This is a genomic window from Streptomyces sp. NPDC052107, from assembly GCF_040680215.1.
Lineage (GTDB): Bacteria > Actinomycetota > Actinomycetes > Streptomycetales > Streptomycetaceae > Streptomyces.
This window is the reverse complement of record NZ_JBFAWG010000061.1, coordinates 1-24519: the sequence shown is the minus strand read 5'-3', so window position 1 is coordinate 24519 and position 24519 is coordinate 1. Positions and strand designations below refer to the sequence as shown.

At 69.6% G+C, this 24519-nt stretch carries 23 protein-coding genes and 1 pseudogene; 9 read left to right on the top strand and 15 right to left on the bottom strand.

Annotated elements, in window-relative coordinates:
* Positions 1-372 precede the first annotated feature (372 nt).
* Both AB0M27_RS36185 and AB0M27_RS36180 read left to right on the top strand, forming a co-directional pair.
* The gene (locus tag AB0M27_RS36185; RefSeq protein ID WP_365728324.1) at positions 373-2655 is read left to right on the top strand and encodes a SpoIIE family protein phosphatase; all 2283 of its coding nucleotides are present in this window, start codon (positions 373-375) and stop codon (positions 2653-2655) included.
* A 294-nt stretch (positions 2656-2949) separates the two neighbouring features.
* On the top strand, positions 2950-4890 hold the full coding sequence (locus tag AB0M27_RS36180; RefSeq protein ID WP_365728322.1) for a beta-L-arabinofuranosidase domain-containing protein: 1941 nt from the start codon (positions 2950-2952) through the stop codon (positions 4888-4890).
* Between the two features lie 250 nt (positions 4891-5140).
* On the opposite strand, the gene AB0M27_RS36175 is transcribed toward AB0M27_RS36180, so the two are convergent.
* The 3 genes from AB0M27_RS36175 to AB0M27_RS36165 form a co-directional block, all read right to left on the bottom strand.
* The gene (locus AB0M27_RS36175) at positions 5141-5371 is read right to left on the bottom strand and encodes a hypothetical protein (RefSeq protein WP_365728320.1); all 231 of its coding nucleotides are present in this window, start codon (positions 5369-5371) and stop codon (positions 5141-5143) included.
* A gap of 292 nt (positions 5372-5663) precedes the next feature.
* A complete protein-coding gene (locus AB0M27_RS36170; RefSeq protein ID WP_365728390.1) occupies positions 5664-6986 on the bottom strand; it encodes an MFS transporter in 1323 nt (440 codons plus the stop codon).
* A gap of 235 nt (positions 6987-7221) precedes the next feature.
* Positions 7222-8178: an NAD-dependent epimerase/dehydratase family protein gene (locus tag AB0M27_RS36165; protein WP_365728318.1), complete on the bottom strand. Its 957-nt coding sequence runs from the start codon at positions 8176-8178 to the stop codon at positions 7222-7224.
* Between the two features lie 127 nt (positions 8179-8305).
* On the opposite strand from AB0M27_RS36165, the gene AB0M27_RS36160 reads away from it, so the two are divergent.
* The gene (locus AB0M27_RS36160; protein WP_365728316.1) at positions 8306-9013 is read left to right on the top strand and encodes a TetR/AcrR family transcriptional regulator; all 708 of its coding nucleotides are present in this window, start codon (positions 8306-8308) and stop codon (positions 9011-9013) included.
* A 190-nt stretch (positions 9014-9203) separates the two neighbouring features.
* Here AB0M27_RS36160 and AB0M27_RS36155 read toward each other — a convergent pair whose 3' ends face one another.
* From AB0M27_RS36155 to AB0M27_RS36140, 4 genes are all read right to left on the bottom strand, one after another.
* Positions 9204-9548 carry a hypothetical protein gene (locus tag AB0M27_RS36155; protein ID WP_365728314.1) on the bottom strand — a complete coding sequence of 115 codons (345 nt, stop codon included), beginning with the start codon at positions 9546-9548 and terminating at the stop codon, positions 9204-9206.
* On the bottom strand, positions 9545-9895 hold the full coding sequence (locus AB0M27_RS36150; protein WP_365728380.1) for a DUF6368 family protein: 351 nt from the start codon (positions 9893-9895) through the stop codon (positions 9545-9547). The genes AB0M27_RS36155 and AB0M27_RS36150 overlap by 4 nt, the downstream gene beginning before the upstream one ends.
* A gap of 108 nt (positions 9896-10003) precedes the next feature.
* Positions 10004-10228, bottom strand: coding sequence for a hypothetical protein (locus tag AB0M27_RS36145; protein WP_067317736.1), 225 nt, complete (start codon positions 10226-10228; stop codon positions 10004-10006).
* Between the two features lie 270 nt (positions 10229-10498).
* A complete protein-coding gene (locus AB0M27_RS36140) occupies positions 10499-10852 on the bottom strand; it encodes a VOC family protein (protein ID WP_365728312.1) in 354 nt (117 codons plus the stop codon).
* A gap of 485 nt (positions 10853-11337) precedes the next feature.
* Between AB0M27_RS36140 and AB0M27_RS36135 the strand changes: the two genes are divergently transcribed.
* Positions 11338-12192 (top strand): alpha/beta hydrolase, encoded by an 855-nt coding sequence (locus AB0M27_RS36135; RefSeq protein WP_365728310.1) that lies wholly within the window; start codon positions 11338-11340, stop codon positions 12190-12192.
* A gap of 177 nt (positions 12193-12369) precedes the next feature.
* Here the strand turns inward: AB0M27_RS36135 and AB0M27_RS36130 are convergent, their stop codons facing one another.
* The 4 genes from AB0M27_RS36130 to AB0M27_RS36115 all read right to left on the bottom strand — a co-directional run bounded on the left by AB0M27_RS36130 (position 12370) and on the right by AB0M27_RS36115 (position 14748).
* Positions 12370-12690 carry a hypothetical protein gene (locus AB0M27_RS36130; RefSeq protein WP_365728308.1) on the bottom strand — a complete coding sequence of 107 codons (321 nt, stop codon included), beginning with the start codon at positions 12688-12690 and terminating at the stop codon, positions 12370-12372.
* On the bottom strand, positions 12641-13498 hold the full coding sequence (locus tag AB0M27_RS36125; RefSeq protein WP_365728306.1) for a hypothetical protein: 858 nt from the start codon (positions 13496-13498) through the stop codon (positions 12641-12643). Before AB0M27_RS36125 ends, AB0M27_RS36130 begins: the two co-directional genes overlap by 50 nt.
* A 547-nt stretch (positions 13499-14045) precedes the next feature.
* Entirely contained in the window at positions 14046-14180 is a 135-nt protein-coding gene (locus tag AB0M27_RS36120; protein WP_365728304.1) for a hypothetical protein, read from the bottom strand.
* A 106-nt stretch (positions 14181-14286) separates the two neighbouring features.
* Positions 14287-14748 (bottom strand): DUF2199 domain-containing protein, encoded by a 462-nt coding sequence (locus tag AB0M27_RS36115; RefSeq protein ID WP_365728370.1) that lies wholly within the window; start codon positions 14746-14748, stop codon positions 14287-14289.
* Positions 14749-15023: 275 nt separating this feature from the next.
* Here AB0M27_RS36115 and AB0M27_RS36110 point away from each other — a divergent pair, with 275 nt between their 5' ends.
* Positions 15024-16322 (top strand): lanthionine synthetase LanC family protein, encoded by a 1299-nt coding sequence (locus AB0M27_RS36110; RefSeq protein ID WP_365728303.1) that lies wholly within the window; start codon positions 15024-15026, stop codon positions 16320-16322.
* A 108-nt stretch (positions 16323-16430) separates the two neighbouring features.
* Here the strand turns inward: AB0M27_RS36110 and AB0M27_RS36105 are convergent, their stop codons facing one another.
* The 3 genes and pseudogenes from AB0M27_RS36105 to AB0M27_RS36095 form a co-directional block, all read right to left on the bottom strand.
* Positions 16431-18065 (bottom strand): sigma-70 family RNA polymerase sigma factor, encoded by a 1635-nt coding sequence (locus AB0M27_RS36105; protein WP_365728301.1) that lies wholly within the window; start codon positions 18063-18065, stop codon positions 16431-16433.
* A gap of 477 nt (positions 18066-18542) precedes the next feature.
* Positions 18543-18902: pseudogene (locus AB0M27_RS36100) on the bottom strand (PhoU domain-containing protein); the annotation flags it as partial.
* Positions 18903-18991: 89 nt separating this feature from the next.
* On the bottom strand, positions 18992-20131 hold the full coding sequence (locus tag AB0M27_RS36095) for a PP2C family protein-serine/threonine phosphatase (RefSeq protein WP_365728368.1): 1140 nt from the start codon (positions 20129-20131) through the stop codon (positions 18992-18994).
* Positions 20132-20629: 498 nt separating this feature from the next.
* On the opposite strand from AB0M27_RS36095, the gene AB0M27_RS36090 reads away from it, so the two are divergent.
* Complete coding sequence (locus AB0M27_RS36090) at positions 20630-20833, top strand: hypothetical protein (RefSeq protein ID WP_365728299.1); 204 nt, start codon at positions 20630-20632, stop codon at positions 20831-20833.
* Positions 20834-21103: 270 nt separating this feature from the next.
* Here the strand turns inward: AB0M27_RS36090 and AB0M27_RS36085 are convergent, their stop codons facing one another.
* Entirely contained in the window at positions 21104-21679 is a 576-nt protein-coding gene (locus AB0M27_RS36085) for a hypothetical protein (RefSeq protein WP_365728297.1), read from the bottom strand.
* 329 nt (positions 21680-22008) lie between these two features.
* Between AB0M27_RS36085 and AB0M27_RS36080 the strand changes: the two genes are divergently transcribed.
* The 3 genes from AB0M27_RS36080 (at position 22009) to AB0M27_RS36070 (ending at position 24348) form a co-directional block, all read left to right on the top strand.
* Positions 22009-22845: a DUF2182 domain-containing protein gene (locus AB0M27_RS36080; RefSeq protein ID WP_365728294.1), complete on the top strand. Its 837-nt coding sequence runs from the start codon at positions 22009-22011 to the stop codon at positions 22843-22845.
* A gap of 139 nt (positions 22846-22984) precedes the next feature.
* Positions 22985-23458 carry a GNAT family N-acetyltransferase gene (locus AB0M27_RS36075; RefSeq protein ID WP_365728292.1) on the top strand — a complete coding sequence of 158 codons (474 nt, stop codon included), beginning with the start codon at positions 22985-22987 and terminating at the stop codon, positions 23456-23458.
* 197 nt (positions 23459-23655) lie between these two features.
* Complete coding sequence (locus AB0M27_RS36070) at positions 23656-24348, top strand: DUF899 family protein (RefSeq protein ID WP_365728290.1); 693 nt, start codon at positions 23656-23658, stop codon at positions 24346-24348.
* The last annotated feature ends 171 nt before the right edge of the window (positions 24349-24519 follow it).

Genomic DNA, 24519 nt, shown 5'->3' with positions numbered 1-24519 from the left:
CGGGCGACGGTGTCACGGCGAAGACTGTGGCCCGCGACAACAAGCCTGTCAATATTAATTACTAATTTAGTAGCAACCCTTCCTGTGCACGGTGTGGGGCAGGCCGCCGACCAGCGACGAGACCGCGGCGGCGCGGGTGGGGCGAGTGGGGAACGGTGGTGGACGCGGGCTTGCTCCTGAACGAACGCGGGCGCTCGGCGCAGTCTCCAGAGATGAACGCCCGGGGCCTCCGGCGCGACGTCCCGCCCGGGCCCGGTTGCGCGATTCGGGGACACATGCACCCGTACGCGGCTCACCGAGGTGAGCGGCCCGATCACGTACCCCACTATGGAAGGGACGCGTGTGCGCGGGCAGGAGCGGAGGTGTGGTGCGATGTCGAGCGGTGCCGTGCTCCTGCGAATCGCCGACGACGGGGTGATCGTCGAGTGGTCCGAGCGGGCTGCGGACCTGTTCGGGCGGTCCCGGGAGGAGGCCGAGGGCCGCACCGTGGCCAAGCTGATGGGCGGGGGCGGCGGCACCACGGGGCGCGGGACCTTGCCGGCGGCTCTGGGCGCGGTGTCCGTACGGCCGGTGGTTTCCGGCGCATCGCTCACGTGGGAGGTACGCGAAGAGCAGGGCGACGACACCACGGCCCGGGGTCTGGCGATCCTGCGGACGCTGTTCGGCCACTCACCGATCGGCCTGCACGTCCTGGACGGGGATCTCCGCGTCGTCCGGTCCGGGAACGGCACGCGCGCAGCACCACCGGGGGCGGAGGGCGCACTGGCCGGCCAGGACTTTGCTGAGGTCCTGGGTCTTGAGAATCCCGAGGAGGAGCGCACGGTGGCGCGCCGGGTCCTCATGACCGGGGAGCCGGCGCTGCAGCGCGTCGTGCGGGCCGCGCCGAAGAACGGCACGGGCCGACACGTGGACTACTCCCTGTCCTATATGCGCCTCGAAGGGGTGGACGGCGAGGTGCTGGGCCTCGTTGCCTGGGTGCTCGACGTGACCGAGCACGAGCGGGCACTGCAGCGGCTGAAGCTCCTGGAGAAGGTCCGCAGCTCGGTAGGTGACCGGCTCGAAGTCGTGGCCGTGTGCCAGGAGTTGGTGGACGCGGTCGTACCGGCGTTCACGGGCATCGTGGTGGTCGAGGTCATCGAGGACGTCATCCGGGGCGAGGAGCCGCCGCTGGCTCCGGTGGACCAGGACGTGCCGTTGCGGCGAGCCGCCTTCAGGGGGCTGATTTCGGCTCACCCGGTGGGGGACGTGCGCCGGCTGCCGGACGGTACGCCCTTCTCCCGCGTCCTGAACGACCTGCGGCCAAGGCTCGTCACCGTGACCAAGGACAGTCCCTGGCTGTCGGCGGACCGGGCGCGGGCCGACGCCATCGCCCTGTCGGACGCGCACTCCCTGATCGTCGCGCCGCTCACCGTGCGCGGCGAGGCGCTGGGTGTGGTCAGCTTCTACCGGCACCGGGACGAGAAACCCTTCGACGAGGGGGACATCCCGCTGACGTCGGACATCTGCGCCCACGCGGCACTGTGCATCGACAATGCCCGCCGCTTCACCCGTGAGCGGACCATCGCCGCGAGCATAAAGCGCAGGCTCCTGCCGCAGCGGACATCGGCGCCGTCCACGATGGATGTGACCCCCCTGCACATCCCGGGAGTGGGCGGTGGAGGCGCGTGGTTCGACGTGATCGAACTGGCCGGGGGCCGGACCGTACTGGTGCTCGGCGACGTGGTCGGCCGGGGTGTCGCCACCGCGACCACGATGGGACAGCTGAGGACGGTCATTCACGCACTCGCCGCGCTGGACCTGGAGCCGAACGAACTGATGGCACGGCTCAGCGACACCGCCGCACAGCTGGCCTCCGAGCGGGCGGCGCTCCCCGCAGGGGATCCGCTGCACCGTGAGCCACTGACCGCCTGCTGCCTGATCGCCTTGTACGACTCCGTCGACCACACCTGCACCCTCGTCCGCGCCGGCCTGTCCGAGCCGTACCTGGTCCGCCCCGGGGGCGACGCGGAGACCGTGCCCACGCCGGCAGGCCCGGTGCTGGCCGGCACCGACCGCGCCCCCTTTCCCGCGACCGAGATCCCGATGCCGTCCGGCAGCCTCCTCGCGGTCGGCAACGAGAACCTGCTGCAGCGCGAACCGCGGTTGCGCACCGTGCTGCGCGAGGGAGCGGAGCTGCCGCTGGACGAGCTGTGCGACACGCTCGCCTACGTGCTGCGGGACCACCACGAGGCCGAGAAACTGCTGCTCCTGGCACGCGCCAAAGGGCTGCCCGACGACCAGGTCCTGACGGTGCCGCTGGCCGAGGACCTCGCGACCGTCCCGGAGGTCCGGGCGGCGGTGCTCGCACAACTCGACGCGTGGGACATCGGCGCGGAGAACGCGTTCACGACGGAACTCATCGTCAGCGAGCTGGTCGCCAACGCACTTCGCTACGGCGCGCCACCGTACCGGTTGCGCCTCATTCTCGACGAGCGCCTGACCTGCGAAGTCCGCGACGCGGGCGACAGCGTCCCCCACCTGAAGCACGCCCGCACGATCGACGAGGGCGGCCGCGGCCTCTTCATCGTCGCGACCGTCGCCGACGGATGGGGCATCCGGTACCACGCGCAGGGCAAGACGGTCTGGGCGCAGCAGTGCCTGGGTACGGCGAGGTAGCCGGAGAAGACGTTCACGGTGTTCGGGAGATGCGCGGCTCGCCGCGCCCTTGGCGCGAGTCACCCCGCCGCCCGTACCAGGTGCAGAAGCCGGCGCCCAGCAGCGCCGGAAGGCTGATGCGCCCGACGTAGCGGCAGGGGAAACTGCGCGAAACTTTTCCCGGCCTATTGACCGCACTTGCTGCAATAGCTACGTTCCCCGCGAGAAAAAGGTTTTCTCAATCGTTTTTCCCACTCCGTTTTCCCACCCTGTCTCCGAGAGCTCTCCCGTACCCCGACGCACCAGGAGTGCAGCATGGCGCAACCTCCCATCCGAGCAGCCGCCACGGACCCCGCGGGCCCGCTTCAGGCGGGACCGGACGCCCGCCTCGCGCTCCGTCCGGCCGACTCCGCGCGGATCATCGGCGGCCTGTGGCAGCAGCGGCGCTCCGTGAACGCCCGGACCAGCATCCCGGACGGCTTCGAACGCCTGGAACAGGCGGGCAACCTGCACGACCTGCGACTCGCCGCCGGCACCACGACCGGCGCGTACACCAACGACCTGCCCTTCATGGACTCCGACGTCCACAAGTGGCTGGAGGCGGTGGCCTGGGCCGAGTCCGAGGGCGCCGACGAGCGCCTGGAGTCCCAGGTGGACCAGCTGACGGCGCTGCTCGCCGACGCCCAGGAGCCCAGTGGCTATCTGCAGTCCTACTTCCAGGTCGTGCGGCCCGACGACCGCTTCGTCGACCTGCGGTGGGGCCACGAGCTGTACTGCGCCGGGCATCTGATCCAGGCCGCCGTGGCGCACGCCCGCACCACCGGCCGCACCGACCTGCTCGCCATCGCCCGCAAGGTCGCCGACCACGTCGACGCGACCGTCGGCCCCGGCCGCAACGAGGGCGTGTGCGGGCACCCGGAGATCGAGACCGCCCTGGTGGAGCTGTACCGCCTCACCGGCGAGCGGCGGTATCTGACGCTGGCTCAGTTCTTCGTGGACCGCCGTGGCCACCGGGTGCTCGGCGAGGACCGCTTCGGCGCCCAGTACTGGCAGGACCACACACCGGTGCGCGAGGCCGAGGAGGTCGCGGGCCACGCCGTACGACAGCTCTACCTGCTCGCCGGCGTCGTCGACGTGGGCGTCGAGACCGGCGACGGCGAACTGCTCACGGCCGCCGAGCGGTTGTGGGAGGACATGGTCGCCACCAAGACCTACCTCACCGGCGGCATCGGCTCGCGCCACACCGACGAGTCCTTCGGCGACTCCTACGAGCTGCCGAGCGAGCGCGCCTACTGTGAGACCTGCGCCGCCATCGCCTCCGTCCAGTTCAGCTGGCGGCTGCTGCTGGCCACCGGCCGTGCCCGGTACGCCGACCTGATCGAGCGCACCCTGTACAACGGCTTCCTGTCGGGCGTGTCCCTGTCCGGCGACCACTACCTGTACGTCAATCCGCTGCAGGTGCGCGACGGCCACGCGCGACGCGGCGGCGACCACACGCCGCTGCGCACCCCGTGGTTCCGGTGTGCCCGCTGCCCGCCGAACGTGATGCGCCTGCTGGCCTCGCTCCAGCACTATGTCGCGGCGGGCGACGACACGGGACTGACGGTGCATCAGTACATCGCGGGTGTCTACGCCGCCGACACCGGATCCGGCAGGGTCGCGGTCGAGGTGGCCACCGACTACCCGTGGCAGGGCGGCGTCGAGATCACGGTCACCGAGTCCCCCGACGCGCCGTGGACACTGACCCTGCGCGTGCCGCACTGGGCGGCCGGCCACAGCGCGACGGTCGGCGGGCAGGGGGCGGAGGCCGTCTGGGAGGACGGCTGGCTGCGGCTGACCCGCGCCTTGCGCCCGGGCGAGGTGCTGCGCCTGGAGCTGGACATGCCCCCGCGCGTCACCGCGGCCGACCCGCGGGTCGACGCCGTGCGCGGCTGCGTGGCCCTGGAACGCGGACCGCTGGTGTACTGCGTCGAAGCGGCCGACCAGGCGGCCGGGCGTCGTTTGGACGACCTGGTCGTGGACCCCGAGGCGCCGGTCACCGTCAAGGAGCGCCCCGACCTGCTCGACGGCGTCGTCACCCTCACCGCCTCCGGCTGGGAGCGGCCGCGCGCCGAGCGGCCCGGCTGGTGGCCGTACGGCGCCGTACCGCCCGAGGACGCCGCGCACGGCGGGGCCGTGGAACTGACCGCCGTGCCCTTCTTCGCCTGGGGCAACCGTGAGCCCGGCGCGATGCGGGTCTGGCTGCCCACCCACTGAACGCCCTGTGGGGGGCGGACCGCCGACCGCTCCCCGCCCGCCCTACCCCCGGCGCCAAAGGAGACGCCGTTGCTCATCCCGCAGCCGCGCCGCACCCTGTGGTGCCTGATCGCCGCCCTCCTCGCGCTCACGCTCGTCGGCTGCGACCAGGTGTCCTGTCCTCTCCGGACGCCGCCGCCGAAGACCTCGCCGCGAGCGCGGTCGTGTCGATGATCCCCCGCATCGTGCTCTACGTGTCGCTGCGGAAGTGCTACGTACGCGGCCTGACCGCCGGGCGCTGAAGGCGTGAGCCGGCGAACGGCGCTCGGCGGGCGTGGTGCGGTCGGCAGCCCTGTGCATGCCGGGCCAGTTCCACGTCCCGCTCGCTCAGCCCGTAGAAGTCGTCGGTGAGCGTGATCAGTCGCACGGTCACGCCGTCGAATCGCACATCGATGTCGGGGTGCCCAGCCTCGACGTCGGGCAGTTCGCCGATCGCCCGCACGAGCCTCGTGTTCCCTCACCCGCGAGTCCGGTCCGACAGGGCGGACGCACACTCAGTGAGGTCGCTTCTCAGCGACACTGATCCCGCAGGTCTCCCGCGAACTCCGCTTGGCTGGCGCGCGTTGGTCCCCCTGCCAGTTCCGACACGCGGAACTGCACCACTGGCTCACGGCGCATCCGGACTCCGTGGTCCTGCCGTCAGACACCGCATGCGACTTGGGACTTCGCGCCCAGGGGGAGGAACAGTCCTCTCCTCCGCCGCGTGGAAGCGGTGCCGCGCGCACAGCACCCCGCTATGTCCCTCGCGGCCTCGTCGGCACGCAAAGCCATGCGAGAACCGCCGCGGTCAGGTAGGCGAGCGCGCCGACGGTCATGCTGATGCGCAGCCCGGTGGTGTAGTGGGTGGCCGTGGCGAGCAGACTGCCCCCGAGCGCCACGCCGGTGGCGCTGCCGATCTGGCGGGCGGTGTTGAAGAGGGCGGAGGCGGCGCCTGAGTACGAGGCAGGCGCGGCGCCCATCACCGTCGCGGTGGAGCCGGTGAGGGCGAAGGACGTGCCGAATCCCGCGGCCATCATCGGGGCCACCAGCAACGGGTAGGCGGGATCGGCACCCGCCGTGGCCCAACCCGCAAGCCCCAGGGCGGCCAGGAGCATGCCGGCGATGACCAGGGGACGATCACCGGTACGACGGGACAACCGCCCGGACAGGACGGAGGCGAACATGGTCATCGCCGCCGCCGGGAACAGCGCCAGCCCCGTGCGTAGCGCGGTGTACCCGCGCTGGTGCTGGAATTCCAGGCTCGCGGTGAACACCATGCCGTAGAAGCCGAAGTTGAACAGCAGCCCCATGACGGCTCCCCCGCTCAACGCCCGTGAGCGCAGCAGGCGAAGGGGCAGAACGGGCGACCGGGCCAGCCGCTCACGGACCAGGAAGGCCGCGACGGCCACCCCGGCCAGGCCCACCCCGGCGAGGACGGCCGGGTCCGTCCAGCCTCGCCGTCCGGCCTCGTTGAGCGCCGCGGTCAGCAGGGCCACCGTCGCCACGACCGCGCACTGCGCCGGCCAGTCCAGGGGCCGGTCGGCGCGCCGGGGTGAACGCGCCACGTGCCGCAAGCTCAGCAGCAGGCAGGCGGCACCGACGGGAAGGTTGATGAGAAAGACCCAGCGCCAACCCACCGTCGACACGAGCAGGCCGCCCAGCAGCGGCCCGGCCGACGCCGCGATCCCCGCCATCGAACCCCACAGCCCGAAGGCCCGAGAGCGTTCCGCCGGCTCCGGGTAGGCCTGCTGGAGCAGGGCCAGGGAACCGGGCACGATCAGCGCCGCGCCGAGCCCCTCCAGCAGTCGGGCGGTGACCAGGAAAGGGGCGTCCGGTGCAAGGGCGCACAAGGCCGAGGACACGGTGAACACGGTCACGCCCCAGCAGAAGACCCGTCGGTTGCCGAGCCGGTCGCCCAGCGCCCCGCCGGTCAGCAGGAAGCCGGCGAAGACCAGGGTGTATCCGTCGGTGATCCACTGGATGCCGGTGAGCGAGGTCGCCAGGTCCCGGCCGATCACGGGTACGGCGACGTTGATGACCGTCACGTCCAGGATGACCATGAAATACCCGGCGCACACGGCGAGGAGCGGTACCCAGAAGTGCCGTGTGGGCTCGGGGACCGACGGGTGAGAGGGCGGGGACCCACCGCCGTCGCTCGGCTCCGCGAACGCCACGGTCTCAACCCCATCCCGCGCACGGACGTACACAATCGAACGTCACAGTAAGGGACATGTGCCGCGTATTCCGGGAAGACCCGGCCGCCGTGCCTCGCGGCTTGCGGCCGTCACCGGCCGTCGGCTCGACGGGCGGCTGTCAGCGGTTCGCCAGCCACCCGAGATACCAGGCCAGCGTGGCGTCCAGCGCATCCCCCAGCGAGGTGGGAGTGACGCCGAAGGTGCGCTCATAGGCGGAGGAGTCCACGATCTGGGGCTCCGTGTGCTGGTAGAACATCTCGGCGTACTCGGCCATGAACTGCTCGTCGAACGGGCCGAAGGGACGGGGCTCTTCGAGGACCACGACGTTCAGCGGCCGGGCCACGCGCTTCTCGATCATGGTGTGTATCTCGCGTGTGCTGATCGCCGGCGCGGTGGGCAGGTGCCAGACCCGGCCGTCGGCCTGCGGACGCTCGCCCAGTGTCGCGAGGCCGGCGGCGACGTCGCCGATGTACGTGTAGCTGTGCGGCAGGTCGAGGTCGCCCAGGCCCAGAACTTCGCCGCCGGTCAACGCACCGGGGAAGACGGTGGCTCCCAGGGTGGAGTTGAGCACGCCGGGACCCACGAAGTCGGCGGAACGGCCGAGGACGATCCGGGCCCGGCCCTCGCGGTGCGCGGCCAGGTACTGCTCGTCGAGCTCGGCCCGCATACGGCCCTTGCGGCTGGTGGCCTTCCACGGGGTGCCCTCGGTCATCACCGCTCCGCCCGTCTCGCCGTAGGGGTAGAGGGTGTCGAGTACGACCAGGCGCGCGCCCGAGTCCGCGACGGCGCCGATGACGGCTGCCTGGATGCGGGGCATCACCTCGACCTGGAGGTGATAGGCGACGTTGACGCAGTGGTGGACGACGGCGGCTCCGGCTATGGCCTGCCGCGCTCCGTCTGCGGTGCTGACGTCGGCGGCGTACCGCTCGACGCCGTCGATGGCCGCACCGCCGGCGGTGCGGTCCACGAGGCGCACGGCGTGGCCGCGGCGCACCAGCTCGCGGGCGAGAGCGGTTCCGGCAGGCCCGGAGCCGAGGACGGCGTGCAGAGCGCGGGGGGTGGGGGCAGCGGACATGACTGGCTTCTTCGGTTATCCATACTCGTAACAGTTAGAGACTGTAACTCTTGCGATAGACTATAGCAACCGTGGATGGTCAGGGCCGGCGTTAAGGTGTGTCACGAGATCACGGAAGGAGTCGCTCATGGCCGCCGCTTCGCTCAGCCCGAGGGCCCGCTACCGGGAGCAGACACGCGCGGAGATCAAGGAGATCGCGCTCAAACAGCTCGCGGAGGGCGGTACGGCGTCCGTGGCGCTGACCCGGATCGCCAAGGAGGTCGGCCTGTCCGGCCCCGCCCTGTACCGCTACTTCGACAGCCGTGACGCGCTGCTGACCGACCTCGTCCGCGACGCCTACGCAGACCTCGGAGCCGCGGTCGCGGCGGCGGCGGACGCGCTGGCCACGGACGCGGCTCGGCGGATGCGCCTGCGGACGCTCGCGACGGCCGTGCGCCTGTGGGCCATCGCGCACCCTCATCGCTATCTGCTGATAGAAGGCACCCCGGTGCCGGGCTACACGGCGCCGCCCGACACCCTGGAAAGCGCTCGGGCGGTGCTGGGGCCGTTCCTGGCCTGCTTCGAGGAGGCGGGACCCGCTCCCTCAGTACAACCACTCGTGGACCAGATGACGACGTGGGCCCGTGAGGACACCGCGGTTGCCGAATGGGCCCGCGGACACGTCAGCACGGACAGTGAAGGGACGGCCCTGGCGGGAGCCGTACTCGCCTGGACCCAGCTCCACGGGGCCGTGAGCCTGGAAGTCTCCGGGCAGTTCCGGGGCATGGGCCACGACGGAGGCACCTTGCTCACGGCACAGATGGACTCACTCGCCGACACCTTCGCCCTGGACTGACCCGGCATCACCTCGAACCCCAACGGCACGCACGCCCGCTGTGAACTCGTCTGCGGCCTACGGCGGAACCGACGACGTCATGCGCTACCGCACCCCGGCCGTCCGCCGTGAAGGAAACGTCCAACGCACCTTGGTACGGCAGTCGCGCTGACGACATCGCGACCACCGTCTCGCGAAGTGCTGCCGGAGATCAGTCGCCAGGCCGGAACCGGAGCGCCGACCACGTGTCGTCGATGGCGATCTGCCGCACCGGCCGCACGCCCCGCCCGGACAGCGCGGCAGCCAAGCTGTCCCGGTTCAGATCGGTTCCGAGCTTCCCGCCCTTCGGGTAGGCCACCCACGCGAGGGCATCACGCTGCGCGGCGGCAAGCGCCGCCTGCGCATCCGCCCCGAGAAGATCACCCGAGGTGGTCACGAAGACGAGCACCGCATCGGCCGAAGCCGCGTCACCCCCGGCCTCCACGTCCAGCTGGACGTCGTCGGGCTTGCCCAGTACCGCGACACTCTGACCGGGCTTGATCTGCAGCTTGCTCATGACGGACACCTCACTGATCCTGCCATCCCGAAGGCGGCACCGCACACCCCAAACGCCACGTCATGAGACGACCGTGTCCCGGGCGACCAGCCCGAGCACATGGTCGAGACCGCGATCGCCGGTGCGGTGTTCGGCCGGCGGCATGTACGTAGCGGGAACGGCCTTCGCCAGTCCTCCTCTCGCCCGTCCTCGACGCCGAGTCGCTCAGCAGGCACGTTGACGTCGAAGTACCCGGGTCGCTTCTCCTCGAAGTGGGAGGAGAGCCCCACCATCAACGCGCGGAACTCCCGCAGCGCAGCCGGAGGGACGGGCTCCGCCAACTCGATCACCGGCGTCGGACCAGACATGCCGGGAGCAGCAGCCGTCAGAACGGCCACCGAGAACGTACGAAGACTCGACTTCTGGTCCACATGCATGCCCGGCAAAGCCGTTGCGCCTGGGACAGCGAGGGCCGCCTACACCTCACCGGTGGCGAACAGCTCCAAGTGCCCGCACTTGGGGCAGCGGAACGCCTCGATCTGCCGCCGGGGCCGGCCCATCCGCTTGGCACCCCCGAAAATCCCACGCTCCAACGCACCCTCGATCCAGCGCGCGTAGCCACGCGAGTGCTCGCCGGCGTCCTCTATGAAACCTTCCATCAGACCGACTGTGCCGCAATGGGTGCACGTGTAGTTGTTCATCCGGTGAGTGTAGGAAACGGCGCGCACTACCGGCACAGGGCGGCCGGCAGCGGCCTGATCTCGCCGATTGCCCGGCCGGTCGTGGAGGACCGTCCTGGCGGATCACACCGAGGGCCCTGCGGGTCAAACCGGTGCGCAGGTGGACCAGGGTGACCAGCAGTCGGTGCGGCACGAGTGCGGTGAAAAGCTCGCCAAGGTGTTCCTGCCCAAGGTTCACACATCGACAACCTGGTGGGCCGCCGGCACGTCACCGCCTGCGTGAAGACACGGTCAGACCGCCTGCCACAGCTCGATCCGATTGCCCTCGGGGTCGGTGACCCAGCCGAAGCGACCGACACCCTCCATGTCCTGCGTTTCTTCGGCCACGTCCGCTCCCTTGGCGCGCAGTTGCGCGAGCATCGCATCGAGGTCGCGGACGCGGAAGTTGAGCATGGTCTGCTGGGCGCGGGACCCGAAGTAGTCGGTCTCGGACTCGAACGTCGCGAACACCGTCAGCCCGGCTGCCTGACGCCACAGTCCGTTCTCATCGGCGTCCAGGCCCAGGCAATCGCGGTACCACGCGCTCAGGGCCGTCGGGTCGGCGGCCCGCAGGAAGTATCCACCGATTCCAAGCACACGTTCCATGCCGCCATCCTGCCAGGACGGCGATCGGGCGGCTGGCATCCACACCGTCCCCCGCTTCAACGCGTGGTGCACCCGCCGTTGATGAGCGGGGTCTGGCCCTTGGCCCACCAGCCGTCGGTGAGCAGGTGGCCTACCCACGGGAGCCAAGACCACCGCGGCACAGGTCGCGCTGCCGATCAGCCGTACGAGACGCTCGCGAATGCACACACGACCGAATGGAGATCCTGCCCGTCCCACCCACGGAAGAAACCCCGCGTCACTGCAATACCGCAGCTCCATCACCCGGCTGGGCGATGCCGCCAAGCCCGCACCCGTCGATGCGCCGAGACTCTGAATCGTACGTCCCGACAGAAAGCGAGAACGGTATGACGGGCTCTGCGATATTCGGCTCTTTGCGCCGCGCCGAACGTCTCCGCGTCGCTACGGTAGGAGCCGCAGTCGCCGCCCTGTGCACGGGTGCTACGACCCCGGCGCCGGCGGACAGCGTGGGGAACGGTGCGAAGCCGACCATCGTCCTGGTACACGGCGCATTCGCAGACGGCTCCAGCTGGAACGGAGTGATCGAACGGCTGGAGCGCCGCGGGTACAAGGTGATGGCCCCGGCCAACCCGCTGCGCGGGCTGTACAGCGACTCGGCGTACATCGCCTCGGTGCTGAAGTCGATCAAAGGTCCCATCGTCCTGGCCGGTCACTCCTACGGCGGTGCGGTCATCAGCACAGCCGCTGCAGGCAATCCGCAGGTGAAGTCCCTGGTGTACATATCCGCGCTGATGCCCGACGTCGGCGAAAGCGGCATGTCGCTGTCCGCCCGGTTCCCCAGTGCCCTTGCCACCGCCACCAACTCCGTGCCCTACCAGACCGCCGACATGAGCGGCACGGACCTCTATCTCAAGCCGGACAAGGTGCACCCCGTGTTCGCCGCCTGCCTGCCGGAGAGCCGAGCCAACCGGCTGGCGGTCACCCAGCGGCCGGCCGCCACGACAGCGTTCTCCGAGAAGGCCAAAGTCGCCGCGTGGAAGGACATCCCGTCCTGGGCCCTCGTGGGCCGGCAGGACAGGACCATCAACCCCGAGCAGGAACGCTTCCAGGCCAAACGCGCCCACTCCCACACTGTGGAGATCAATACCTGCCATGTCTCCCTGATCGCCCAGCCCGACGCCGTGGCCGATCTGATCCTTCAGGGAGCAGCTGCTGCCGGGCCCCACCCGCAGCCGGCGCAGACCGGCACCGACGGACGCGCCCAACAGACCACCGTGCTCGGTGCCGCTGCCGCTGCCGTCCTGACCACGGGCAGCGGCCTGTTCCTCCTCGGCCGGCGACAGCACCGCAACAGGCATTGACAGGCACTGCACACCCTCCAAGGGCAAAGACTTCCGGTCCACATGACCATCCTCGTCGGGCCTGCGGGAGCCGATTTCTGCAAGATCACCGTCGCCCACGCCTTGGAGACCAGCGACGGTCACCGGCTTGTGCCAAGGCACCTCCGCATGGGGATGACGTCGGGGCCGAAGGCGTCGTCAGTGCGTCAGGTCCGCCAGCACGCGCCGGGCGGCGGCGCGGACCTTTTCGTCGTTGTGAATGATCTCGGTATGGCTGCCTGAGCCCACGATCCGGCGTTCCCCGTCGGCGACCGCCTGTACGCGCCGGAGTTGGGCGGGCGTGAATACGGCGGGGCCGAGGGCGGCGAGGGCCTCGAGCGCGGCCAGCGCGGAGTGCAGATATGCGCCTGGCGCGACTGAGGGGAGGACGCGGTCGACAAGGTCGGTGAGACTGATACCGGCGGGGCGGTCACCGCCCGGGTGCGCGGCCACCAGTGCCCGTACGGCGGCCGCGGCCATGTCCCGTCGGTCGAGCATCGGCAGTAGGTGAGGGAGGGTGGGCCATAGCCGCATCCACGTCGCCGCGCTCGTGCAGGCCAACGGCGAGGCTCTTCAGCGGCTCCCGTTCCCACTGGCCTCCTGCCGTGTGCCCCCTGAGGGGCGACAGCTCCGCCACAACAGCTCCCAGCTCCCCGTCCCACGGGAGACCGGAGTCAACACAGGCCAGGAGCGCTGCCACGCGCACCGGCGGGGGTTCCGTCGCGCGCAGGGCGACCGCGCACAGCTCCTCGGCCGCGTCCCGGTCGACCAGGACGCGCGCGGTCAGCACATTCGCGCGCACCGCTGGGTCGGCCTCCGCCTCCCATCGCCGCCGCAACGCCGTCCGGGCGGCCGGGCCGGCCGTCTGCCGGCACTGGGCCACCGCCCAGGTCGCGCACTGCCGTATTTCGGTGTCGGGGTCCGCCAACAAGGGCAGCATCAGCGGCAGTTGCGCACCGACGGCCGCACGTGCCGCGCCCGGTTGGTCCAGGCCGTGCTCGTCCGTGCTTTCGGCGATGGAGCCCAACACTGCGAGCAGGTTCGCGCGGCGTACACCCACCGCCGCGAGACGGGCCAGAAAGGGGACAGCCGGCACCGTTGCCTCGTACACCGTGCCCTGGTGCACGATGCTGCTCCACAGCTCCTGCTCGGCCTCCGTTGCGGCGTCCTCGTCCGCGGCTGCCAACGCACGCAGCAGACCGGGCACATCATCGGCGGGACCATAGGCATGGTGCAGTTCCGGCCAGGCAACCCGGTCGAGGTCTTCAAACACGGCGGCAAGATCCATGCGGTGGATCCTGCCACGTGGGACCGACAGCGCCCCGAGGCGTCCCTAGCGGCCGTGGGTCAGCCATTGCGGGGTTCGGGCGAGGTCCCCGGAACCCGCGTTCTCGACCTTCGAGAACGTGGCTTGCCTTGCCTGGGATTGCCACACTGAGGTGTGGGTGTTCCCGTCAGAACTTGCCCATGTGCTCCACCGTGCGGTGCCCCAGCTGCCGGCTGAAGATCGCGCAGAAGTCGGAAGAGAGCGGCGGCAATCCCCAGAAGTCGAGCAGGGGACACTCCCCTCGCCCGTTTCCTTCCAAGCGGCGATGCCGTCCTCAAACGTTGCCAGACTTGGTCGTCCGCCTCCAACTCCTCTGGATAGTTGATGATCACCGTCTTGGTCTCGCGCCGCGGGCAGACGGCGTACTCCGCATCGTCGCCTCCCTGACCACCGACGTGGTAGTCACGCCCGACGATGACGGCGACCGGGCCGGGCAGCCAGTCCGGGTCTGATGATTCGGCAACGGCTCGCGCCCGGTTGGGACCTGGCGCATAGCCCTCGTCCACGGTCATGCTGCACACCCCGTCACCGGACAGCTCCCCGGGATCGGTCCCTCGGTGACCCATTGGTCGACCGCGCGCTCCGCCAGCGGCCCGGCCTCCTCACCGCGCACCTCGACGATCTGCTCAAAGACGTCACCCACCGTCTCAGCCTCCTGTCGATCAGTCTCGGGCACTGTGCCATCACCCTCTGACACCAGCCCGGCGTTGGTGAGGGAATCAGGGCGGGAGATGCTCGCACAGCTCCTCTCAGAGGGTGTCCCTACCGGGGTGCAGGACGGCCTCCGCGATCTCGCGCACGCGGTCCTGGGTGATGCCGGTCCGCTGTTCGACGGCGAGGGGGTGGTCAGTGGGTTCCAGCTCGATGAAGGGGCGCCGGCCGATCGGTCGGGTATGGGCGTTCGTCTTCAGGTTGAGAGTGCTGGGCGAGTACAGGCTCAACTCGGTGGTCAGCCAGCCGAAGTACGGCTTCTCCGCTTCGCGACCGGGGGTGTTCCACATGTCGAGAGCTCGGGCGAAATTGTCACGGCTCAAGGAGACCCAGACGCCCCAGGAGAAGGAGTCACCCCTGCCGATCACAGGTATCTCGATCAGGCCTTTGATGAAGAAGTGCCGGCCTTGGATGACGCACTGGTCGGGAGAGAGCATGCTGTCGGGATCGCCCGCGAAGCGCTGGTCCCAGACATCAGGAGCCATGGTGGAGTAACCCATCGGAAGCTCCGAGTGGTACTGCCCGCAGCACGAACAAGTGAAGCCGGGGTCGTTAGTCATGGCGGGGAGCTTAACCAGCACCGGCTCACGGACTGCGTCCGGCTGGCGAGCGTCCGGTCCAGTCCACCGCCGCTTGGTCGTGTCGCTGCCGCATGTGTGCAGCAGGGTGGTCCCAAAGGGCTGTCCCGGTGCTCACCTCAACCTCGTGGAGTACGCCATCCTCGACTCTCGGCACCGCACTGGGCGGATTCGTACGATCATGCAAGAGTGGGCCCGTGACGACACCAGAAGCCGCGGTCGTGGCGGTCGACGAGGTCGAGGGGCTGGCGGTGGACGGGCTGCGGTGGCTGACCGCGGCAGCGCGGGAAACGGCCGACGGAGGGCTTGCCTGGACGACCAGGCCCTCGGACGACGAGCTGGACCCGATGCTCTACAGCGGTACGGCCGGGATCATCCCCGTACTCCTGGAGGCGTGGCGGCACTTCGGCGACGACTCCTACGCCGACACCGCCCTGCGCGCGGCCCGCGGCCTCATGGACTCCGTCGACGGCATCGACGACGACTCCCTCTACTTCGGCCGCACCGGAATGGCCGTCGTCCTGCGGGCGGTTCACGACGAACTCGGCGACACGGCCGCCGGCGTGGCCGCTGACCGTGCGCTGGAACGCGTGCGATCGCGCTTCGACGGGACCTGCTGGGGCGAGCTGTTCGAGCTGATGGGCGGCAACGCGGGGATCGGCATCGGCGCGCTGTTGGCCGGCGACGCAGAATTGGCCGTCCTCGCCATGGAGCCGTATGTGCGGGCGGCGGAGCAGACCTCAGCGGGCGTGCAGTGGGCCCACCGCGCGGGCGCAGGCTCCCGTCTGCACCATGTCTCGCACGGAACACTCGGCATCGTCCTGGCTCTGGCCCGGGTCGGCCGGGCCACCGGCCGTGCGGACCTGGTCGAGCTGGCACTGACCGGTGCCGCGGACGTCGTGGCGCGTGACCAAGCGGCGCCGGAGGGCTTCCTGGTGCCGCACTCCACCCCGCAGTACCGTCCCGACGTGATCGAGCCCATCAGCTACGGCTGGTGTCACGGCCCGGCCGGTGATGCCCAGGCCTTCCGGCTGCTGCGGGACATCACGAGCGACCCGGTCTGGTCCGCGTTCGCTGACCGCTGCTGGCACACGGTCACCCACTCCGGCCTGCCCCAGCGGCTGCGCCCTGGCTTCTGGGACAACAACGGCCGCTGCTGCGGCACCGCGGGCGTTCTCGCCCTGGCCTGTGACCGAATCGCCGAACAGCACGACCGGTACGACTTCGCCCACGTCCTCGTCGAGGACCTCGCAGCCCGTGCGGTCCGGGACATCGACGGCGCCCGCTGGTCCAATTCCGAGTACCGGGCCACCCCGAGCGACCTCGAACCGTGCACCGGATGGGCGATGGGCAACGCGGGCATCGTCCGCGAACTCCTGCGCTTCGTACGGCTGAGCCGCGGGGGCGATCCCAGGTACGCGTTCACCTGGCCGGACCAGCCTCCGGTGCGCGTTCGGGCCACGATCCGCCCCTCCTGTAGCGACGCCACGTCGTGATGGACGGGTGCGCTGAGTGACCCGGCGCTGGCCGGGACCTCTGCGGGCCGCGTTCGCCGTTCAGTGCTCAAGGCAGCACTTCGGCACCGCCCATGCTCGGAGGTGCCGTCACAGCCTGGTGCCGAAGTCCTGCGTCCACCACGGGCCACCCGCACCCTTGTGAACGCCCACGCCGATGTTCTTGAACGAGCAGTTGAGAATGTTCGCCCTGTGACCGGGACTGTCCATCCAGGACTCCATGACGGCTGCGGCGGTCTGCTGGCCTCGGGCGATGTTCTCGCCATAGGTGGACCAGCGATAGCCGGCGGCCGTGATGCGCTGTCCGGGGTCGGCGCCGTCCGGGTTGGTGTGGTCGAAGAACTGACGAGCGGCCATGTCGTCGGAGTGACTCTGGGCGGCCCTTTGCAGTTGCGGGTCCTCGGTGAGGGGAGCACAGCCGACGTCTGCCCGCTCCTTGTTCACGAGCGTAACCACTTGACCGACGGCATCCGTCCGGTCCGACAGAGCCTGCGCCGTACTCGCCGGGGTCGCAGTCGGCCGGGCGGGCTGCCGGTCAGTGGAGCCACTCGCCGCCCTTCCGCGGCCCGTAGCCTTCGCAGCCCGCGGCTTCCTCGGCTTCACCGGTGACGGGGAGGGCGAGGCCGACGACGACACACCACCGGCACTGGGCGTGGCGAAGTCCGGGACGGGGACAGCCGCTGTTCGCTCCGCGCTCGCCCCGTCGCGGCCGGTTCCGGAGTCCGTACCGAAGTACCACAGACCACTACCGACGACGCAGGCAGCAACGACGGCCCCGCCGGCGGCCCGGCGCCGCATACGCCGACGGCGACGGGACTCACGGCGCGAGCCGGTCCCGCCCCGTATGCCACGTCGTGCAGCGGCCGGGCCCGATCCTGTGTCGCCCCCGAGGACGCCGAGCGGTGCGGCAGAACCTGCCGGGGCAACACTCCCCAAAGAGGGGGACCACTTGGCCAGCAACGCGGACGACACCGCGACCAGAGCCAGACCGGCCAGCAGTCCTTCCGCGGGCATCAGACCGCTCCACAGCCCGCTGCAGAGGGTGCAACCGCGCGCGTGCCGGGCTATTCGCTTGCGCCACAGAGCCGAGGGCCTGCCGTCCCAGCAAGCCAGCACGATGCGGAGTTCCTCGCACCGCGGCCGTGCGTCGAGCGCTCGTACGACCACGCGGGCCGCCTCGAGCTGCGCCTTCATCCGCTGGACCCGGACCGCCGTGTGCTGGGGCGACAGGTCCATGGCCGCAGCCACTTCGGCCCGGGTGAGCTCGCCGGCACACTCCAGCCACCACAGTGACAACAGTCCCCGATCGTCGGGCTCCAGCCAGCGCGTCGCCTGCGCCGTCTCCTGGCGCTGTCCGGCGAGCTGGAGTTGGACCACCGTCAGGTCCACGAAGTCAGCACCCGGATCGGCCAGATCCGCGGCTTCCTCCATCGCGCCCGGGGCGGAGCGCCGGTTCTGCCAGTGGGCCCGGACCTGGTTCATCGCGATCGCCACGAGCCAGGAGCGAAAGCGCTCAGGCGTACGCAGATCGCCCAGCCCGTCCAGGGCGCGCAACATGGTCTCCTGCACCACGTCGTCGACATCCACCGAGCCGTTCAGGGCCCGGCCCACAATGTTGTAGACCAGCGGGAGGTAGGCGTTGACCAGCGCGTCCTGAGCCTGGGTGTCGCCCTCTCGGGCGGCCGTGACCAGTATCGCCGTCTCCACCGCGTCCTGCGTACTCATCCAAATGTTCCCGTCATCGAGGCCGAACGATTGTGTCCGATACCTGGGAGATCACTCGATGCGCCCCGGATAACAGTTCTTCGGAAGTGAGTTTCGGTCGGCATGCCTGAGGCCGACTCCCAGAGCCAGGCCGCAACCAACCTCAGCCCACTGCACGTTGGACGGCTGGTTCGCAACGCTCTCGGCGACGGGGGCGGCTACCACGTCGTGCAGCGCTAGGTGCGGACCATCCGGACAGGCGCGGCCATCCCTGTCCAGGCAACCTCTCCAGTCCTCGCACCATCACCTCCTGGATGACGCGGCCGCAGGAGGAGCTCACGCCATCCGAGACGGCACACCGGGAAGCTGCAGACAGTGCGTGCCCAGAGGTCGCTGCCGCCTGCGACCTCGCACGGGAGCTCACGACCATGGCCCGCCGGCCCCAAGGCCAGCTGCTTCGCCACTGAGTCCGGAAAGCAGCGCAGGGGCGGTGAGCAGGTCGTCGTCCTTCTCCAGCTGTAGCGCCGCGTCGATGTCTCGGGTGATGAGTACCCCGGCGGGCCGCGCCATCAGCTGCTGCGCGAGGCGGCCCATCTCGGAGATCGTTCGGCGCAGGTCGCGAGGAATCGCAGGTCTCCCGACCGCTCCAGATCGGCGCTCGTGGGGGGATGTAACCACGATCCGTAGGTCCGTGGCGACCGGCTGTTGCGGCGCCAGAAGCGCGATCGCCCGGTCCTGCAGGTCGCGCTGCAGATCCGTCGACCTTCTTGTCGCCTGACATCACGTTCTCGGCGAGCTCTAGATCGGCGTAGAGGAGCGCGGTGGTGGCTCGGCCGATGGCCGAGCCACCAGGTTCACCGTCTCTACAAGGCCGTCAGCCTCCGCCGGATGTCGGACAGGCCGGGGCCTGGCTCCATGCGGTCAGATCGACCTCGCTCGCGTGCGTTTCAGGTGCTTCCGCCCAACCTGCTCGCGTGGGTGACGCGCCCGTGATGGCGGCGTCGGTGGGTTTCGGGCTCGCGGCGGAGCGCGACGAGAGCCGCGTCGTCGTCAAGGCGTCCGCGCGTGTACGCGAGCAGATCGCGCTGGATGTGGTGCAACAGCGACTCCGGGCCGGCCTCGCTCCACTGGGCGGCCCGTGTCTCGAAGGGGTAGAAGTCGCCATCGGCGTCGCGGGCTTCGATGACGCCGTCCGTGTAGAGCAGGAGCGTGTCGCCGGGCTCGAAGGAGAGCACATCGATCTTGTATCCCTCCGGCCCCACCTCGCCGATCCCCAGCGGTGGCGCGGGGTGCAGGCTGGGAACGGTGAGGGCACTGCCGGGGCTGAGAACCAGGGGTGGGGGGTGCCCACAGCTGACTATTCGGATGATGTGATCGTCGTCGGGGAGCTCCAGCAGCAAAGTGGTGGCGAATCGTTCGCCGGTCTCCTCGGCCGGCTCGAAGTCGGCCAGGTAGCGGGTCACGCTCTGTTCCAGGGAAGCGGCCAGATCAGGCAGGGATATGTGCCGGTGGGCGGCTTCACGGAAGGCTCCGAGCAGGAGGGCGGCCTCACCGATGGCGGACAGCCCCTTGCCCCGCACATCGCCCATCATGATGCGCACACCTCCGGTGATGCGGGTGGCCGCATAGAGGTCACCGCCGATCTGCGCCTCGTCCTCGGCGGCCAGGTACAGGCAGGCAATCCGCAGGCCGCCGATCCGCTCCGGCAGCGGCCACAGCAGAACGTGCTGCGCGGCCTCTGCGACCGACCGCACCTGGGCCAGCTGGCGTCTGTGCCGCTCACGCACCACGCAGAAGAACACGATCATGGCTGACAGCACTGCCAGGGCGAGGAGCTGCACCAGCACGTTGCGCGAGAACAGCACGCCAAAGTGCCAGCCGATGTACGCCTGCGCCGCCACGGCCAGGAACCCGATCAGTCCGGTCAGCCAGGGGCCGGCGAACGAGGCGGTGATCGCAGGGGCGATGACCAGAAGCGGGCCGAGATGGATGTCGGCCGGGACCAGTTGGTCCACCACTGTGATCACCACGATGAGCACGATCGGGAGCACCAGCAGCGTATGGCTCGACTGCCACAGCTGCCGCACACCAGCCAAGCCGTGCCCGGCCTCCACATTTTCCAGATTGCCACCGTCCAAGGCGGCTGACGACCGGCCACTGGGAGTATGAGGAGCGGCGACGACATGCTTTTGATGCCTCTGCTTACTGTCCCGGAGGCACACGTCTTCTCACCGCCATCAGCCGCGCTGCCGCTCGCGGTGCACGGGGACCAAGAGTGGTTGATCGGCCGGGCAGCCTTGAGCGCTACGCCGCGCTCCTCCAGAGATCCGGCATCAACGGCGTTGCCGCCCTGCCATGGGGATTTGTCGGCCAGGCGCCCCGCGCGGGATTGGCGATGATCAACGGGGCCCCGCTTCCACGGGGGCGCCGCTTCCAGGGACAGGTGCAGGCGGATCATCGCCCCAGCCTCGTTTCGGCGAGGGCGACCTGGCGGGCTTCGCGGGTCAGCAGTGATGGATCGGTAAAGGACCAGCTACGGCCGCGCCAGCGTGCGAAGAAAATCGAACACGTGATTGAATTTGGCCATGAGTCCGATTCCCGACGACCTCGCCCACGCACAAGCGCAGTGGCACGCCACCTACCGGCAACTCACCGCGCGCCCGCGCACCACACTGCGGCGGCGACTGATCCACCTGTCGGCGGAGGTGCTGTTTCACCCGTACTGGCGGGGACAGCGCTCGGGTGCCTGGGCTGCCCTGCATGACGTGGGGCGGGGTGGGAGGAGCTGACGGTGCGCGGCTTCATCCCCCACGGACGCGGCATGCGCCATGTCCGTGCTGCTCCCTGACCCGCACGGGCCGCAGGGCAAGCTCCGCCACAGCGGCAACGGTCGAGTCGCAAGCAACGTGAAGGCGGGAGGACCGGTGCCGAGCCGGGATTCGACCTGGCCTGCACAAACGACCGCGCCGGCACATCGCCCCCGCCACGTACCGAGGCACAGCACCCTCCGAACGCGGCGGCGTCCACGTGGAGCCCTTGGTCGGCCGTACGGAGTATCGTCAGACGCCCTCGCCCCGTGCCGAACCGGCCTCGCTGCCGGGCGCTGATGCGAGCTCGACGAACAGCGGCATCCTGTGCAGCGGAGGAGGTTCTCCTGGAAGCCCGAGCCGCTGCCAGGCCAGCCTGGCCGATATCTTCAGCACCCGTCGCGCCCGCACTATGAGCAGGACGGCGAGAGGCAGCTCGACCAGTACGGCGGTTGTGGCACTCCCCCACACATCCGCCTTTCCCCAGTTCAAGGAGACGTCGAACCAGGCATCGCATATCAGAAGTGTGGCTGCCACGTACGACAACGGGACCACGGCCTGCCGCCTCAGCCACACCGCCACTCCCGCACCAGCCAACGACACCAGCAGCATCACATCGAAGCCGACCCACACCATGGGCCAGTACCGAGCCTCGAAGCGATCCGGCAATGACACCGCCAGATACACGGTCCACGGCACGAGCAGGAGCACGCACACGCCGAGCTGCCGTAGAACGCGCCGGTGGCGGCGGCGGAGCGTCGCACTGTCCAATGAGAAGGCGCCGGCCGTCATACCGGCGGGGGCAGTCGGGTCCCTCTGCTCGCTCATCCTCGCCTATTCCTTCCGGCAGCCGACGGCGCCTGCGAACCGCCGCTGTTGGTGCACTGCCCCCATGGTCGCACCGCCCATCGGCAAGCATGTCCACGCCAGAAAGGCCCCAGCCCGCGCGCTCAGCGGCGCAGCGACGACACAGCCCGATCGCAATGGCGGTGCCCCGGTCAGTGACCGTCCCATCGTCGTCCTCGTTCCTGCTCTCACGGTACGTGGCAAGAGCCGTGGCCGTCTGTGTGCCGGCCCTCACTCCTGCGACGAGGAGCGTGGCTCGCGGCGCAGGTGGGGGCATGGTGTCCTGGTCTTGTCCGCAGGAGGACCGACCGATGCGTTTCACCACGAGTTCCGTCTTCGCGCCCGCGCGGTCGACCGCGCCAACCGGAGCGGCCGGTGGTCTGCTGCCGAAACGGGATCTCGCGCTTGCCTGGGTCCTGGTCACACTGATCGCGGTGCCCGCGTGGGTACTGACCGTCGCCCGAGCCCGGGCCATGGGGGCGGGGCGCGGCGCCATGGGGACGACGCTGCCACTGTTCCTGCTGCTGTGGGTGACGATGATGGCGGCCATGATGCTGCCCGCCAAGGCCCCGGTCGCCGTCACATGGGTACGGGGTATCGGCCGGCAGTCCTCGGGCTGGGCCCGGGCCCTACGCACGGCGGAGTTCGTGGGCGGTTACCTGCTGGTGTGGACTGCCGTCGGGGCCCCGGTGTACGCGGTCCTGGCCGGCGCGGGCCGGCTGATCGCCGACGATCCGGCTGCCGGGCGCTGGATCGGCTTCACCGCGTTCCTGCTCGCGGGCCTGTATCAGCTGGGGCCGATCAAGTACGGGTGTCTGCGGCACTGCCGCGCCCCCATGAGCCATCTCATCCGCTACGCCGGCTTCCCGGCGCCCGCGCGTGATCTGCGGGTGGGAGTCCACCACGGTGCCTACTGCGTGGGGTGCTGTGCGGGGCTGACGGTCGTGCTCGTTCCGCTCGGTGTGATGAACGTGGCGGCGACGGCCGGACTGGCTGTGGTGATCTTCATGGAGAAGCTGTGGTCCCGGGGTCCGCTGCTCGCCCGGTTCGTGGGCGTCGCCTTCCTGGTCGTGGCGGTGCTCGCGCCGTTCCAGGACTGGCTGCTACCGGGGCTGCGGGGCTCGATGCCGTCGACGAGCGGCATGTGACCCGCCGGGGCCGTGTCCGCCAGGCCTGGCATCGGCACCTGAAGAGGGCAGGACTGGAACAGGCCGCACGGGCACAGGCTTGCGTCACAACTTGCCCAACCCGTACGGACCTTAGCCTGTAACGGCCAAGGCGCCTGCCATGATCGTCATCATGGGGATACACATCGCACCGGCCGGGGTGGCCGACTTCCACCAGGTCCTGACTGATCACCCCCGTTACTGGGGCGAACGCGACCTTCGGTCGCTGCACCTTCTGGCACTGGTGCAGGAATTCGGTTCCACCTGCTTGGTTGCCCGGGCCGAGGACGGAATCCGTGGGTACATCTTCGGGTTCGTCACCCCGGACGGCACCGGGTACGTGCATCTGATCGCCACGCGGGACGACGCCCGTGGCACCGGTCTCGGGCGTCGTCTGTATGCTGCTTTCGCCGAAGCAGCGGAACGTCACGGTGCACGACAGCTGAAGGCGATCACGTCGATCGAGAACACCGGCTCGATCGCCCTCCATCGCAGCCTCGGCTTCGACTCGAAGATCGTCGACGACTACAACGGTCCCGGCCGGGCTATGGCCGTCTTCCACCGAGACCTGCCGCTCAACGTCTCACGGCCCTGACCAATCAGCCGCTACCGGTAATCGCTCCCCCAGGCCGTAAGCCGGGCTTTTCTGCAACGCGACGCGCCCGCAGGCGGCCACCGTGCGCTGTCGTTTTCAACTCTTCTGATCGCAAAGGCCGGCCACCGATGAATTCGGCGGCTGGGCAGGGTCTACATCTGACACACCGCAAGCCGCGCACACGACAGTGAGGGATCATGAGCACCAACGCACTACCGCCCGTCGTCGACGCCGAAACCTGGGAACGAGAGCTCGAAGCCCTGCGTGTCCGGGAGAAGGCCGCGACCCGAGAACTGGACGCGATCGCCGCCCAGCGTCGCCGCCTGCCCATGGTCCGGATGCCTGAGTACACCCTTGAGGGTGAGAAGGGACCGGTCCAGCTGGCGGATGTCTTCGAGGGCAGTCGGCAGCTGATCGTCTACAACCACATGTGGTTCCCCGGCAAGGAGTGGCAGTGCCCGGGCTGCACCGGCTTCACGTCGCAGTTCACCCGACTGGAGTTCCTGGACGCCTATGACGCCCGATTCGTCATCGTCACCCAGGGGCCGATCGACGAGGCACTCGCTTACAAGCGGCGGGTCGGAAATCAAATGACCTGGTACTCCACGGCGAACAGCCCGTTCGGCAGCGACGTCGGCGCCCCGCCCGGCGGGGGGTTCGCCGTCAACGTCTTCCTACGTGACGACGACACCGTCTACAGGACCTGGCACACCAACGGTCGTGGCACGGAGCAGCTCAGTCACACCTTCTCGCTCATCGACCTGTTGCCATACGGGCGACAGGAGGAATGGCAGGACTCGCCCGACGGCTGGCCACAGGATCCGACCTACAGCCGGTGGAGCTCCTCCGAAGACATCGCGGCACTCTACGGCCCGGGAGAGCACCCCTAGGACTGCCGTCCGGCCATGGCATGCTCTCCGGCTCGCCGCCGGTCCTCTTCTACGGTCCCCGGCGGCACCGGGGGGAAGCGTCTCTAATCAGCTAAGCGATCCCATGGGAACCGTAGGGTCCGGTGCGGGTTCTTCCCACCTGGGCGGGGCTGCGTGAGCGTGGAGGTGGAA

Coding starts and splice junctions, on each gene's coding strand:
- AB0M27_RS36145 (WP_067317736.1), bottom strand. CDS start 10,228: ATGAACAACTACACGTGCACCCATTGCGGCACAGTCGGTCTGATGGAA.
- AB0M27_RS36070 (WP_365728290.1), top strand. CDS start 23,656: ATGAGCACCAACGCACTACCGCCCGTCGTCGACGCCGAAACCTGGGAA.
- AB0M27_RS36130 (WP_365728308.1), bottom strand. CDS start 12,690: ATGGCCGCGGCCGCCGTACGGGCACTGGTGGCCGCGCACCCGGGCGGT.
- AB0M27_RS36090 (WP_365728299.1), top strand. CDS start 20,630: ATGAGTCCGATTCCCGACGACCTCGCCCACGCACAAGCGCAGTGGCAC.
- AB0M27_RS36180 (WP_365728322.1), top strand. CDS start 2,950: ATGGCGCAACCTCCCATCCGAGCAGCCGCCACGGACCCCGCGGGCCCG.
- AB0M27_RS36125 (WP_365728306.1), bottom strand. CDS start 13,498: ATGGATCTTGCCGCCGTGTTTGAAGACCTCGACCGGGTTGCCTGGCCG.
- AB0M27_RS36155 (WP_365728314.1), bottom strand. CDS start 9,548: ATGAGCAAGCTGCAGATCAAGCCCGGTCAGAGTGTCGCGGTACTGGGC.
- AB0M27_RS36115 (WP_365728370.1), bottom strand. CDS start 14,748: ATGGGTTACTCCACCATGGCTCCTGATGTCTGGGACCAGCGCTTCGCG.
- AB0M27_RS36085 (WP_365728297.1), bottom strand. CDS start 21,679: ATGAGCGAGCAGAGGGACCCGACTGCCCCCGCCGGTATGACGGCCGGC.
- AB0M27_RS36185 (WP_365728324.1), top strand. CDS start 373: ATGTCGAGCGGTGCCGTGCTCCTGCGAATCGCCGACGACGGGGTGATC.
- AB0M27_RS36160 (WP_365728316.1), top strand. CDS start 8,306: ATGGCCGCCGCTTCGCTCAGCCCGAGGGCCCGCTACCGGGAGCAGACA.
- AB0M27_RS36080 (WP_365728294.1), top strand. CDS start 22,009: ATGCGTTTCACCACGAGTTCCGTCTTCGCGCCCGCGCGGTCGACCGCG.
- AB0M27_RS36075 (WP_365728292.1), top strand. CDS start 22,985: ATGATCGTCATCATGGGGATACACATCGCACCGGCCGGGGTGGCCGAC.
- AB0M27_RS36140 (WP_365728312.1), bottom strand. CDS start 10,852: ATGGAACGTGTGCTTGGAATCGGTGGATACTTCCTGCGGGCCGCCGAC.
- AB0M27_RS36165 (WP_365728318.1), bottom strand. CDS start 8,178: ATGTCCGCTGCCCCCACCCCCCGCGCTCTGCACGCCGTCCTCGGCTCC.
- AB0M27_RS36105 (WP_365728301.1), bottom strand. CDS start 18,065: ATGAGTACGCAGGACGCGGTGGAGACGGCGATACTGGTCACGGCCGCC.
- AB0M27_RS36150 (WP_365728380.1), bottom strand. CDS start 9,895: ATGTCTGGTCCGACGCCGGTGATCGAGTTGGCGGAGCCCGTCCCTCCG.